The 12,936-nt window shown below is 64.2% G+C and carries 12 protein-coding genes; 7 read left to right on the top strand and 5 right to left on the bottom strand.

Annotated elements, in window-relative coordinates; all coding sequences use genetic code 11:
- Nucleotides 1-702, top strand: a 702-nt coding sequence (locus A9762_RS16935) for a TetR/AcrR family transcriptional regulator (RefSeq protein ID WP_206093592.1), incomplete at its 5' end; no start/stop codon positions are given.
- Between the two features lie 36 nt (nt 703-738).
- On the opposite strand, the gene argE is transcribed toward A9762_RS16935, so the two are convergent.
- From argE to A9762_RS16915, 4 genes are read right to left on the bottom strand one after another with little or no spacing between them, the layout of a single operon-like run.
- The gene (gene argE, locus A9762_RS16930; protein ID WP_069343179.1) at nt 739-1,908 is read right to left on the bottom strand and encodes an acetylornithine deacetylase; all 1,170 of its coding nucleotides are present in this window, start codon (nt 1,906-1,908) and stop codon (nt 739-741) included.
- On the bottom strand, nt 1,901-2,575 hold the full coding sequence (locus tag A9762_RS16925; RefSeq protein ID WP_069343178.1) for a DUF1028 domain-containing protein: 675 nt from the start codon (nt 2,573-2,575) through the stop codon (nt 1,901-1,903). The genes argE and A9762_RS16925 overlap by 8 nt, the downstream gene beginning before the upstream one ends.
- A gap of 27 nt (nt 2,576-2,602) precedes the next feature.
- The gene (locus A9762_RS16920; protein WP_069343177.1) at nt 2,603-3,049 is read right to left on the bottom strand and encodes a RidA family protein; all 447 of its coding nucleotides are present in this window, start codon (nt 3,047-3,049) and stop codon (nt 2,603-2,605) included.
- A gap of 28 nt (nt 3,050-3,077) precedes the next feature.
- Entirely contained in the window at nt 3,078-4,352 is a 1,275-nt protein-coding gene (locus A9762_RS16915; RefSeq protein WP_069343176.1) for an NAD(P)/FAD-dependent oxidoreductase, read from the bottom strand.
- Nucleotides 4,353-4,565: 213 nt separating this feature from the next.
- Between A9762_RS16915 and A9762_RS16910 the strand changes: the two genes are divergently transcribed.
- The 6 genes from A9762_RS16910 (at nt 4,566) to A9762_RS16885 (ending at nt 11,367) form a co-directional block, all read left to right on the top strand.
- Entirely contained in the window at nt 4,566-5,495 is a 930-nt protein-coding gene (locus A9762_RS16910) for a LysR family transcriptional regulator (RefSeq protein ID WP_069343175.1), read from the top strand.
- 206 nt (nt 5,496-5,701) lie between these two features.
- The gene (locus tag A9762_RS16905; protein ID WP_069343174.1) at nt 5,702-6,850 is read left to right on the top strand and encodes an aromatic ring-hydroxylating dioxygenase subunit alpha; all 1,149 of its coding nucleotides are present in this window, start codon (nt 5,702-5,704) and stop codon (nt 6,848-6,850) included.
- A gap of 56 nt (nt 6,851-6,906) precedes the next feature.
- Entirely contained in the window at nt 6,907-8,118 is a 1,212-nt protein-coding gene (locus A9762_RS16900) for an ABC transporter ATP-binding protein (RefSeq protein WP_069343173.1), read from the top strand.
- Nucleotide 8,119: 1 nt separating this feature from the next.
- Complete coding sequence (locus A9762_RS16895) at nt 8,120-9,175, top strand: ABC transporter substrate-binding protein (protein ID WP_069343172.1); 1,056 nt, start codon at nt 8,120-8,122, stop codon at nt 9,173-9,175.
- A 55-nt stretch (nt 9,176-9,230) separates the two neighbouring features.
- A complete protein-coding gene (locus A9762_RS16890; protein WP_069343171.1) occupies nt 9,231-10,502 on the top strand; it encodes an ABC transporter permease in 1,272 nt (423 codons plus the stop codon).
- Between the two features lie 37 nt (nt 10,503-10,539).
- Nucleotides 10,540-11,367, top strand: a complete 828-nt coding sequence (locus A9762_RS16885) for an ABC transporter permease (RefSeq protein WP_069343170.1) — start codon at nt 10,540-10,542, stop codon at nt 11,365-11,367.
- A gap of 46 nt (nt 11,368-11,413) precedes the next feature.
- Here A9762_RS16885 and A9762_RS16880 read toward each other — a convergent pair whose 3' ends face one another.
- Nucleotides 11,414-12,670 (bottom strand): MFS transporter, encoded by a 1,257-nt coding sequence (locus tag A9762_RS16880; protein ID WP_083254014.1) that lies wholly within the window; start codon nt 12,668-12,670, stop codon nt 11,414-11,416.
- Nucleotides 12,671-12,936 lie beyond the last annotated feature (266 nt).

Raw genomic sequence — 12,936 nt, 5'->3', positions numbered from 1 at the left:
GACCGCACCGGCCGACGCACAGTCGCCCCCGTCGCAAGACGTAGCCCGACGATGACCGCCACACCCACAACGCGGGGCCGACGCCCCAAACACTTGCCCGATGGCCGCGCAGCCCTGCTGAACGCGGCCATCGACGCTTTCTCGCATCTCGGCTATGACGGCGCCAACCTGCGCGGCATCGCCGCTACGGCAAAAGTCGACGCCAGCCTCGTGCGCGTGCACTTCGGCTCGAAGGAGCAACTCTGGCGCGCCTGCGTCGATACGCTCGAAGCCGCGCTCACGGCCCCCGTCGACAATCTGAAAGCGATCGCGGACGACACCGCCCGCCCGGTACGCGACCGGCTGCGCGACGCCATTGCGCTCATTGCGGCCTACGCCGTGCAGCACCCCGAGCACAAACGCTTCATTTCCCTGCACGCTACGGAGACCGGGGAGCGTGGTGCGGTGCTGTACCGTCATCTGCTCGAACCGGTCTACAACTGCATGGAGAAGCTCATCGTGGAGGGGATGGCCGCCGGCGTGGTGCGCGCCGAGCACCCGGCCATGTATTTCTGCGTGCTCGCTCACGCGCTGCACCCGCCGCCCGGCTCACCGGTGCTGATGCAGGTGATTGCGCCGGAAGTCGGCGGCGAGGCCTTCGGTCCCGCCCTGCTCAAGCAGGTCGAGATGGTCTTTTTCACGCCGCCGGACACCGAAGGCTGAGATCATCTGACGCCGGAACTTCGAAACACCGGCGTCTCAGGACCCGGACATTGTCTCGAGATGGTCCGCCAGACGCCGCAGCATGGCGTCGCACCCGTCGAGTTGTTCGATGCTCACGAACTCGTCCGGCTTGTGCCCCTGATCCATGCTGCCCGGCCCGCACACCACGGTCGGAATGCCCACTTCATTGAACAGCCCGCCCTCCGTCCCGAAAGCGACGGTGCCGAACGCGTCGGACCCGCTCAGCAGCGACAGCAGACTGGCGGCTTCGCTGTCAGGTGGCGTCGCCAGTCCCGGATAGGCAGACAGCGGCAGCAGCCGAATCCCGGTATCCGGCTTGACGGCCTGCATCTTCGGCACGAGGTCTGACTCGGCGAAACGTTGCAGCTCGTCGGCCACTTCACTGGCATCGAACCCCGGCAGCGCACGCACTTCGAAGTCGAACTCGCATTCTGCCGGCACGATGTTGAGCGCACGTCCGCCCTTGATGGTGCCGGTCTGCACCGTCGAGAACGGCGGGTCGAAACGATCATCGTGATGCCGGGGATCGCTCAACCGCTCACCGATCTCTTCCAGACGATTGATGAGCCGCGCCGCGTACTGGATGGCATTCACACCGTACGGCGCATACGCGGAATGGCACGGTGCGCCCTTCACACAACACCGCATCGCCAGCTTGCCCTTGTGACCGAGCACCGGCTTGAGTTCGGTCGGCTCGCCGATCAGGCACAGCACCGGTTTGTGTTCGCGCTTACCGATCTCGGCGAGCATGGGGCGCACGCCCAGACAGCCGATCTCCTCATCGTACGAAAACGCCAGATGCACGGGCATCTGCAAATCGCGGCTCACGAAGTCCGGCACCGCCGCAAGGACGCAAGCGATAAACCCTTTCATGTCAGCCGTACCACGTCCGTATAACCGCCCTTCCTGCTCCACCAGACGAAACGGCTCGACAGTCCAGGGCTGTCCATCGACGGGTACCACGTCCGTATGCCCCGAGAGCACGACACCGCCCCGATCTCGCGGGCCGATGGTCGCGAAGAGATTCGCCTTCGTGCGCTCGTCGTTGTAGAACAGCTCGCTGGGCACGTCATACCGTGCGAGGTAATCGCGGATGAATTCGATCAACGCGAGATTGGAATCGCGGCTCACGGTCGGAAAACCGATCAGCGTTTCCAGCAAGGCACGGCTCGAAACCTCACTCATCGCCCGGCACTCCATAGCTCGGCGCGGCCGTGGGATTCAGGGCGCGCGTCACATAATCCTGCATCTGCGGCGCGTAGGCACGCCAGAGGCCATGGAGCTGCCCGATAGGATCGTCATCCGCCCAGTCCACCCGCAGATCGACGATGGGCCAGACCAGATCGCCCACGATCTTCAGCGCCGCCGAATGCACCGGCCCGGCTTCGCCGCCAGCAGCCATCGCCGCGTGCATGGCCGCGAGCAGACGGTCTGCCAGCGGGCCTGTGGTCTGCTCGAACGCGGGCACCATCGACTCGATTACGCCAAGACTCGACAGCATGTTGCCCGCTGCCACGCACTGCTGCCCGGCCACTGCGTGATAGGTCCCGAGCGCCTGATAGCCGCTGAAGTGCGCGGTGCGCCCCTGCGCGTCGACCACCGCCACTTGCCGGTATTCGCTCCACTGGCGCTCGGTCAGCGCGTCGCGCAAGGCGGTCTGCGGGTCCGCGCCCACGGCGAGACGGTCGAGAATGTCCGGCCCGAGTGCAGGCAGCGTGACGTTCTGCGTCGCCACCGCGCCAACGTTAGCGCGCAACCACGGACACCGCGCGCCCACGGCAATGCTCGACGAACTGATGGCGATACCGAGTTGTCCGGTCTGCTCACAGCGTCCGACAATTGAGAAGGTCATATGCGTTCCTTATGCGAGTGAGGCACGTCAGGCACGTTGGGAATCCTGCGGCGTCCAGCCTTCGGGAATCACCGCGATCACGTCGATTTCCATCAACCACTCAGGCTGTCCGAGCGCGACGACCGTCAGCCCGGTGGAGATGGGAAACACGCCCTTGAGCCACTTGCCCACTTCGCGATAGACGGGCTCGCGAAAACGCACGTCCGTCAGATAAGTCGTGGTCTTCACCACATGCGACAGGTCGCTGCCCGCCTCTTCGAGCAACTGCTTGACGTTCTTCATCGCCTGCTCGGCCTGCGCGCGCGGATCGCCGAGACCGACGAGATTGCCCGCAAAGTCGGTGCCGATCTGGCCACGCACGTACACGGTGTTCCCCGCACGCACCGCCTGACAGAGATCGTTGTCGAGCGACTGATTCGGATACGTGTCCTTCGTGTTGAACATCCGGATACGGGTATGGGTCGGTTGGGTCATGGAAAGCTCCTCGGATCGTGATCGTGACTCAGTTCGCGACATTCGTCGGCGCGTCGTAGTAAGCGAGATATTTGCGTTGCGTCGCGATGTGCTCGGCGACATGTCGTGCGTCGTGCCACACGCCCCAGATGAAGGACGAGCCACGACGCGACAGCCACGGCAAGCCGAGGAAATACACCCCCGGCTCCTTCGAGACGCCACGCTGATGTTTGGGTTTGCCGCTGTCGTCGAACGCATCGACTTGCAGCCACTGGAAGTCATGGACGTAGCCGGTCGCCCAGAGAATCGTGGTCACCCCGGCGTTGACGAGGTCCAACTCACTGAGCGGATGCGTCAGGCACTCGGGGTCGGCGGGAATGACACGGGCCTCCGGCTCATCCGGAAGTTCGAGGCCATTGCGCGCCGCGTAGGCGTCGGCAGCGTCGAGCATCGACAGGTAGTTTTCGTCCCCTCGCGCAATGTTCTCGGCCAGATCGGGCGCAAAGCGCACCACGCCGCCGTCGAACGATTGGGTGAGGCCCGTGAGCGTCACCCCCTGATGCGCCAGACGGCGAAAGTCGACCGTATGACCACCGCGCGCGCCGCTCACGGCAATCGTCACGTGGGCCTTGCCGGGTCGCATGACCTCGGCATCCCACTCGCCCAGCACGCCGAGCCACCAGCAGAAGTCGCGCCCACGATAGCCACGCGGCGGACGGTCGTGCGGGCCGACCGACAAGTAGACCTGGCGTCCTGAGCGCTGCAACTCGTCGGCGATCTGCACGCCCGACGACCCCGCACCGACGACCAGCACATTGCCCGGCGGCAACTGCTCCGGATTGCGGTAATCGGCCGAATGCAACTGCGTGAGACGGTCGTCGCGGGGCGCGATGCCGGGAATCACCGGTCGCTGGAACGGCCCCGTCGCCACCACCACGCGAAGCGCCTCGTACCGACCATCCGACGTCTCGACAGTGAAGCCCGGCCGCCCGACGTTTCTCACGACCTTCGTCACTTCCACGCCTGTGCGGATCGGCGCTTCGATCTTGTGCGCGTAATCCACGAAATAGTCCGCGACCTGCTCTTTCGACGCAAAGCCATCCGGGTCGACGTCGGCAAACGTCATGCCGGGAAACCGGTCATGCCAGGCGGGACCATTGGCGACGAGCGAATCCCAGCGTCCGGTGCGCCAACGCTCCGCAATGCGCGCGCGTTCCAGCACGAGATGCGGCACACCCAGCTTGCTCAGGTGCTCGCTCATCGCCACGCCGGCCTGACCGGCACCGACGACGAGCGTATCGATTGACGGGGTTTGCACTGTCATGGCTTGCGTCCTTCAGAAGGCAGAGAGTTGGCGAACCACCCGGGGGATGGGTCATTCGGGGCAATCTACGCGTGCGGACAGCATCCGAAAAATACATTTAAAAAATGCAGGGCATCGGATTTGACTATGCAGACTTTTTTTTCGGTTTCAAAATGCCGTCGAATCATGCCGCCCGATGTGCTGCTTTATTTACCGCCTGATGGAGCGATGCCGATGGACAATCAGCCGCTGCGTTACTCGCTGCGCCAACTGCGCTATTTCGTGGTCACCGCCGAGGTGCTGTCGTTCACTGCGGCGGCCAGACGGCTGCACATCTCACAACCCTCCATCTCTACCGCGCTTGCGGATCTCGAAGTCTCGTTCGGCGTGCAGTTGTTCATCCGGCATCACGCAAGCGGGCTGTCGCTCACGCAAGCCGGGCGCGATCTGCTCGGGCAGGCGCGCAACCTGCTCAAAACGGCGGAAGAGTTACAGATGGCGGCCAAGGAGATGGATGGCGGCATGACCGGTGCGATTGCGCTGGGATGTCTGGCGTCGCTCGCGCCGCCGCTGATGCCGGGCCTGATCAGCCGCTTCACGCAAGAGCATGCCGGCATTTCGTTTCGCACCTTCGAAGCCCATCAGGACGGCCTGCTACGCGGCCTGCACGACGGCTCGCTCGATCTCGTGCTCACCTACAGCCTCGATCTGAGCGAGGACATCGCGTTCACCCCGCTGCTGTCGCTGCCGCCGTACGCGATCCTGCCGCGCACACACCGACTCGCCCGGGCACGCAAAGTGTCGCTGGCCGACTTACAGTCAGAGCCCTACGTGATGCTCGATCTGCCGCATAGCCGCGAGTATTTCGCAGCGCTGTTCGATGCGGTCGGCACCCGGCCCGTGCCGGCCTTCCGATCGTCGCAACCCGAGGTCGTGCGCGGCATGGTGGCGAACGGTCTGGGCTACAGCCTGCTGAATTTCCCACTCAAATCGACGCGCACGGTGGACGGCGAGGAATTCGTCATCAAGCGCTTCAAGGACAACGTCAACGCGCTCACGCTGGGCGTGGCGCAATCCCGCACGATGAAGCCGCGCCGGGTGGTCGAGCGCTTTGCGTCGTTCTGCGAGAACTACATCCGGCGACTGCATCTCACGCCGCAATGACTCGCCTGCCGCCTGAATCGCATCATCAGCATCGCGCATAGGTCCCCCCGGCATTTCAACGCTGCATAGGGAAAACCTTTGCCCTGTATCCGAAAACAATATTTTGGCTGGCAATTTGGCTTGATAGATTGATGTTCATGTTGAGCGCCGAACGCAAGGGACAGCAGCATGCCCCGAGGCGAAGCGGCGAATGAACGGAGGGCTTCATGGCTGACCAGACAGGGACGATCGCAGGGCAAACGCTCATCGACGCACTGCGTGCCGGTGGCGAACGCTCATTCGACGATGCACGGGCAATGCCGCCCGGCGTGTATACGTCGCCCGACTTTCTCGCTCGCGAGCAACAGGGCATCTTTGCCAGAGAGTGGCAATGCGTGGGGCGGGCCAGCGTGCTCGCTGCGCCGGGCGATTACCTCACGGCCCAGATCGGCGATCAGCCCGTCGTGGTCGTGCGTGACGAGCAGGGTCAACTGACGGCGATGTCCAACGTCTGCCTGCATCGCATGTCCGTGCTGCTCGAAGGGCGCGGCAACATCCGTCGCATCGTCTGCCCTTACCACGCGTGGAACTACGGCCTCGACGGTCAGTTGAAAGGCGCGCCGATGATGGACGAGCAAGCGGGCTTCTGCAAGGAAAGCTACCGGCTGCCCGCGATTCGTTGCGAGCAGTGGCAAGGCTGGATCTACGTCACGCTCGATCCGCATGCGCAGCCCGTCGCCCGGCAACTGAGCGAACTCACCGAGCTGATCGCGCCTTACGGCATGACCGACTACATCGAAACTTTCTATGAAGAGCATGTCTGGGATACGAACTGGAAGATCCTGGCCGAGAACTTCATGGAGAGCTATCACCTGCCGATGCTGCATCGCGCCACGGTAGGGCCGCATTCGAAGCTCGAAGAGATGGAATGCCCGCCGGGTCTCGCGGCGTTCAACTATCACTGGATCACCAAGGAAGCGAGCCTGCCGATCGGCAACGCGCACCCCGACAACACCCGTCTCGAAGGCCACTGGCGCAAGACGACGGCGCTGCTGGCGATCTACCCGACGCATCTCGTCACGCTCACCCCCGGGTACTTCTGGTACCTCGTGCTCCAGCCGCGAGGCGTGGGACGTGTGCACATTCGCTTCGGCGGCGGGCTGGCGCCCGAGTTCGTCGCGGACCCACAGGCGCAAACTTACATGGCGTCGCTCAAGACACTGCTCGACGAAGTCAACGCCGAAGACCGGCGTGGCGTGGAGGCCGTGTTCCGTGGCGTACACGCACCGCTGGCGAAGCCGGGCCATCTGAGCCGACTGGAGCGCCCCAATTACGATTTCGCGCGCTATCTCGCCGCGAAGCTGGCTCAGCCCTGAGTGCCGGACCCGGTCTCACACCCGGCGCCGCACTCCGAAGACAGGACACCATTACGATGTCGAACCCTTCCTTCATTTCGTTCTCGAGCGTGAGCAAGTCGTATGACGGCGTGCATCACGTCGTCGACGACCTGAACCTCGATGTACGCCGCGGAGAGTTCCTGTCCTTGCTCGGCCCATCGGGTTCGGGCAAGACGACCACGCTCATGATGCTCGCGGGTTTCGAGTCCCCCACGCACGGCGAAATTCGTCTTGACGGCCAGCGTCTCGACGACAAGCCCCCGCATCGGCGCGACATCGGCATGGTGTTCCAGAACTACGCGCTGTTCCCGCATCTCACGATTGCGCAGAACGTAGCCTTCCCGCTGTCGGTGCGACGCGTCGGACGCACCGAGCAGAATGCCCGCGTCAAGCGCGCGCTGGAGATGATCGAGCTGTCGCACCTGGCCAACCGGCGTCCGGCCCAACTCTCCGGCGGTCAGCAGCAGCGCGTGGCGCTGGCCCGTGCGCTGGTGTTCGAGCCGAGCGTGGTGCTGATGGACGAGCCGCTGGGCGCGCTCGACAAACGGCTGCGCGAGACGATGCAGTACGAGATCATGCGCCTGCATCGCGAGCTGTCGCTGACGATCGTCTACGTGACGCACGATCAGGCCGAAGCGCTGACGATGTCGGATCGCGTTGCCGTGTTTTCGGACGGGCGCATTCAGCAGGCCGCGTCGCCGACCGAACTCTACGAGAACGCGCAGAACGCCTTCGTCGCGAATTTCGTCGGCGAGAACAACGGATTGACCGGACGCGTCGTGCGCGCCGCCGACGGCTGGGCGACCCTCGCACTGTCCGACGGCAGCATCATTCGCGGGCGCTGCAATGTCGAGGCCACCACTGGCGCAACGACCGATTCGGGGTTGCGCACCGGCGACGACGCCATGCTCGCGCTGCGTCCCGAGCGCGCGCACATCCCCGGCCCGGACGGCGTGCACGCCCCGGAAGAACACAACGTCGTGCGAGCGCGCGTCGATGAACTCGTCTACTGCGGCGATCACCATCGCGTGCACCTCACGCTCGGCTCGCGCGATGCCATCGTCGTCAAAGTCCCCAACACGCAGCGTCATGCCCTGCCCTGCACGGGCGACACCATCGATGTCGCATGGCGTCACGACGACTGCAAGATTCTTGCCGCCAGCGCGCCACGTGCCACGCCGGCCCCGGTTTCTCCCGACGCACCTTCCCCATCCCTGATCCTGACTGCACCTGCCGGAGCCAACTGAAATGCGCACTTCTCTCAAAACGCACTGCGCCGCCCTCGCCGTCCTGGCCTTCGCCACCACGGCCACGACGACCACCTACGCCGCCGAAACCCTTAACGTGGTGACCTTCGGCGGCGCCTTCGAGGCAGCGGCCAAGAAAGCCTGGTTCGAGCCGTTCACGCAGGCCACGGGCGTCACGTTCGCGACCGAGTCGTATGACGGCGGTCTCGCCAAACTCTCCGCCATGGAGCAGGCGAAGAACACCACGTGGGACCTGATCGACATGGAAACCAACGACGCGATCACGGCCTGCGACGAGGGGCTGCTCAAGAAGTTCGACAAGAAGACCCTCGGCAAGACCAGCGACTTCATTCCCGGCTCGATCAGCGAGTGCGCCGTCGCGAGCATGGTCTGGTCGACGATCTACGCCTTCGATGCGAGCAAACTGAAAACCGCGCCGACGACGGTCAACGACTTCTTCGATTTGCAGAAATTCCCCGGCAAGCGCGGGCTGCGCAAATCGCCGAAGGTCACGATGGAATGGGCGCTGATCGCTGACGGCGTCGATCCGAAGGACGTCTACAAGGTGCTCGCCACGCCCGCCGGCGTCGACCGCGCGTTCAAGAAGCTCGACACCATCAAGAAGAGCATCGTCTGGTGGGAGTCCGGTGCACAGGCGCCGCAGTTGCTCGCCGACGGCGCTGTCGTCATGGTGCAGGCTTACAACGGCCGGATCGACGACGCGGCGAAGAAGGACAAGAAGCCGTTCAAGGCCGTGTGGGACGCACAGGTCTACGATTTCGAGTGGTGGGGCGTGCCCGCCGGCGCCAAGCATGCCGATGCAGCCGCCAAGTTCATCGTCTCCCAGTCGCAACCGAAGGCGTCTGCCGATCTGTCGAAGTACATCGCCTACGCGCCGCCGCGCAAGGACGCGATCCAGTACGTCGACAAGCAACGTCTGGCCGATATGCCGACCGCGCCGGAGAACTTCAAGCGCGCCGTGCAGATCAACGCGAACTTCTGGGCCGATAACGCCGACGCCATCAACAAGCGCTTCCAGGTGTGGCTCACGCAATGACGTGTAGCGCTCCTGATATTCGCGACCAATCGGCGCACCGAACGAGATAACGCCCATGCCCGCATCGACTCACGCCACGCCTCCCGGTGCCCGACCGAGCACCGATGGTCCCGTCGTCCCGGAGGCGCTTGCCGCGTACCGCCGGGTGCAACGGCACGCGTCGATGCGGGCGCTGTTGCTTGCCTTGCCGCTGATCGTGTTTCTGCTCTCGACATTCATCGCACCGATTGCCATGCTGCTCGCCCGCAGCGTGCAGAACCACGAGGTCACCGAGGGCATGCCGCAACTCGCCCGCGCCCTGAACGCATGGGACGGTCACGATGTCCCCGGTGAAGCGACCTTCGCGGTACTGGCCGCCGACCTGAAGCAAGCCCGCGAGAGCGGTCAGCTCGGCACCATCGCGCGACGGATGAACTTCGCACAGCCGGAGTTTCGCAGCCTGCTCATGCGTACGGCACGCGCCGTCGGCGACGAAGCGCCGCCCGCGTGGAAGCCTGCATTGATCGAACTCGACGCGCGCTGGAATGCGCCCGAAACGTGGCGTCTGCTCAAGCGCGCCGCCACATCACCCACGCCCGACTACCTGCTCGCCGGCATGGACATGCAGGTCACGCCGCAAGGCGCTGTCGCGTCGGTGCCGGAGAATGCGTCGGTGTACCGCGAGGCCTTCGCGCGCACGATCTCGATCAGCGCGACCGTGACCGTGCTTTGCCTCATTCTCGGCTATCCGGTCGCATGGCTGCTCGCGAATCTGCCCGATAAGCAGAGCAACCGCCTGATGCTGTTCGTCATTGTGCCGTTCTGGACGTCTCTACTCGTGCGCACGACCGCATGGTATGTGCTGCTGCAACCCGGCGGCGTCATCAATAGCCTGCTGTCGATGCTCGGTCTCACCTCGCATCCGGTCGCCCTGATCTTCAACCGGACGGGCGTGCTGATCGGCATGACGCACGTGCTGCTGCCTTACATGATCCTGGCGATCTACTCGGTGATGAAGAGCGTCTCACCCGTCTATATGCGCGCGGCAAAGTCGCTCGGCGCACACCCGTTCACGGCGTTCGTGCGGATCTACATCCCGCAGACGTTCCCCGGCGTGGGCGCGGGCTGCTTCCTCGTATTCGTGCTGGCGCTCGGCTACTACATCACGCCTTCGCTGCTGGGAGGGGCCGGTGACGAGATGATCAGCCAACTCATCGCCATGCAGACCAACACGCAGCTCAACTGGGGCCTTGCCGGGGCACTCTCGGCTTATCTGGTGATTTTCACAGCGGTCTTCTACTTCATCTTCAACCGCATCGTCGGCATCGACCGGCTGCGCTTCGGCTGAACCCGGACGCAGCGCGAGCCACGCAGGAGAGACGACCATGCAGGACAAACGCAATACGGTGTTGGCGGAGCGGGTGGCGTGGCGCTGGGTGCGTCTGCATACGGCGCTCACGCTCGGTTTTCTGATCGCGCCGATTCTCGCGATCATTCCGCTGTCGTTCAACGCGGGTTCGTACTTCTCGTACCCGATGACGGGCTTCTCGATGCGCTGGTATGAACAGGCGCTCACGAGTCCGGACTGGCAGCGCGCCCTGCTCAACAGCCTCGGGATCGGCGCGGCGTCGACGCTGATCGCCACCTGCCTGGGAACGTTGGCCGCATTGGGCCTCTCGCGCTCGCAGTTTCCGCTGCGCTCGGTCATCATGCCGATCATCGTCTCGCCGATGATCGTGCCCATCGTCGTGGTGGCCGCCGGCTTCTATTTGATCTTCGCGCCGCTCGGGCTCGTCAATTCGTACCCGGGCGTGATTCTGGCGCATGCCGCCCTGGGCACGCCTTTCGTCGTGATTACGGTGACGGCGTCGCTGCTGTCGTTCGATCAAAGCCTGCTGCGCGCCGCCTCGGGTCTTGGTGCCGCGCCGTGGGTCACGTTCCGACGCGTGACGCTACCGCTCATCACCCCCGCAGTTGCGACCGGCAGCGTGTTCGCCTTCGCGACGTCGTTCGACGAGGTGATCGTGATTCTGTTCATCGGCGGACCAGACCAGAAGACGGTGCCGCGTCAGATGTGGAGCGGCATTCGCGATTCGATCGATCCGTCGATTCTGGCGGTCGCCACGATGCTCATCATCTTCGCCGTGCTGCTGTTCGCTAGCATCAACTGGTTGCGCGCACGCGCTGCGGCGGCCAGCCGGGCGATGGGCTGAGCGCGGGACGGTAAGTGTCGTCCCGCCCCCGCGCAGCCCATCCACGTCAATGCGACATCGACGCCCCGGGCGGCAACGCCCCCTGCCTCGGCGGCTCAGCCCCCGTGCCCAACACCGCACCGCGACGTTCACGTCCGAAGTAGATCATCACGGCGATCACCACAGCGACGGTACCGGCGACCAACGCCATCGCCAGCCCGAAGTTGCCGTCGTGTGCCTTGGCAATCCCGGCCTGCAAGTTACCGTTGACCGACGCGAACAGATTCCCCAACTGATAGACCAGCCCCGGGAAGGTCGCGCGAATCTCGTCGGGCGAGAGTTCGTTCAGATGCGCCGGAATCACGCCCCACGCCCCCTGCACCGAGATTTGCATCAGGAACGCCCCGATGGCGAGCAACACCGCGCCGCTCGAGAACGCCCACAACGGCAGCACGGGCAAGGCGATCAACGAGGCGATGATGATGGCGCGGCGGCGTCCGATCTTCTCCGAGATCGCGCCGAAGAACAGCCCGCCGATGATGGCGCCGATGTTGTACGTGATCGCAATCCAGCTCACGGTGTGCGTGTCGAACTTGTGCTGCACTTGCAGGAACGTCGGGTACAGATCCTGCGTGCCGTGCGAGAAGAAGTTGAACGCGGTCATCAGCACGATGGCGTACAGCGCCAGCTTCCAGTCGCGCGAGAGCACCTGAACGAAGTTGGCCCGTGGCGCGGCGCTCGTCGACTCCCCTTTTTGCCACGCGGGCGATTCGGGCACGTGACGTCGGATGTAGAACACCAGCAAGGCCGGCAGCACGCCGACGAAGAACATGCCGCGCCAGCCGATGCTGTCGTAGAACAGCCCGTAGACGACCGACGCGAGCAGATAACCGCTCGGGTAGCCCGCCTGCAACAGACCGGAGACGATGCCGCGCGAATGGGTGGGCACGCTCTCCATCGTGAGCGCCGCCCCGACGCCCCACTCGCCGCCCATCGCGATACCGAAGAGCGCGCGCAGAATCAGCAGGACCGTGAGGCTCGGCGCGAAGCCGGAGGCCAGTTCGAGCAACGCGTAAAGGAGCACGCTCGCCATCATGGCCGGGCGTCGTCCGAACTTGTCGCCGAGGCGGCCGAAGATGAATGCGCCGACCGGGCGCATCGCCAGTGTGAGCAACAGCGCGAAGGTCACGCTGCCCAGCTCGGTATTGAACTCCTTCGCAATGTCCTTGAGTACGAACACCATCAGGAAGAAATCGAACGCGTCCAGCGTCCACCCAAGATAGCTTGCCGTTACCACATGCTTCTGTTCTTTAGTCCAGGCCATGGTGTCTCCTCCATCGGCGGCAATGTTGCGCGACGAATTCACTCTACGCCCGAAAATCACGCGCCATGCAAACGTGGGGGAAACCGGCTCGAAACCCGCATGAATGCTGAGGGATACCTTATACGACGGGGGTTTTGCCTGTCCAAACCACTATTTGAGGATGGATGTCGACGTCTGCCGCGCATCGCGACGGGCGCAGGCGAAGCGAGCCAATTCGCGGCGCGCAGAAGCCATCCGACGGTATCCGGGACGCCGTGGGCACGCCG

The sequence above is a fragment of the Pandoraea sp. ISTKB genome (genome assembly GCF_001721285.1).
In the GTDB taxonomy this organism is placed as follows: domain Bacteria; phylum Pseudomonadota; class Gammaproteobacteria; order Burkholderiales; family Burkholderiaceae; genus Pandoraea; species Pandoraea capi.
This window is presented reverse-complemented; position numbering and strand designations above follow the sequence as displayed.

Coding starts and splice junctions, on each gene's coding strand:
- argE (WP_069343179.1), bottom strand. CDS start 1,908: ATGAGTGAGGTTTCGAGCCGTGCCTTGCTGGAAACGCTGATCGGTTTT.
- A9762_RS16925 (WP_069343178.1), bottom strand. CDS start 2,575: ATGACCTTCTCAATTGTCGGACGCTGTGAGCAGACCGGACAACTCGGT.
- A9762_RS16920 (WP_069343177.1), bottom strand. CDS start 3,049: ATGACCCAACCGACCCATACCCGTATCCGGATGTTCAACACGAAGGAC.
- A9762_RS16915 (WP_069343176.1), bottom strand. CDS start 4,352: ATGACAGTGCAAACCCCGTCAATCGATACGCTCGTCGTCGGTGCCGGT.
- A9762_RS16910 (WP_069343175.1), top strand. CDS start 4,566: ATGGACAATCAGCCGCTGCGTTACTCGCTGCGCCAACTGCGCTATTTC.
- A9762_RS16905 (WP_069343174.1), top strand. CDS start 5,702: ATGGCTGACCAGACAGGGACGATCGCAGGGCAAACGCTCATCGACGCA.
- A9762_RS16900 (WP_069343173.1), top strand. CDS start 6,907: ATGTCGAACCCTTCCTTCATTTCGTTCTCGAGCGTGAGCAAGTCGTAT.
- A9762_RS16895 (WP_069343172.1), top strand. CDS start 8,120: ATGCGCACTTCTCTCAAAACGCACTGCGCCGCCCTCGCCGTCCTGGCC.
- A9762_RS16890 (WP_069343171.1), top strand. CDS start 9,231: ATGCCCGCATCGACTCACGCCACGCCTCCCGGTGCCCGACCGAGCACC.
- A9762_RS16885 (WP_069343170.1), top strand. CDS start 10,540: ATGCAGGACAAACGCAATACGGTGTTGGCGGAGCGGGTGGCGTGGCGC.
- A9762_RS16880 (WP_083254014.1), bottom strand. CDS start 12,670: ATGGCCTGGACTAAAGAACAGAAGCATGTGGTAACGGCAAGCTATCTT.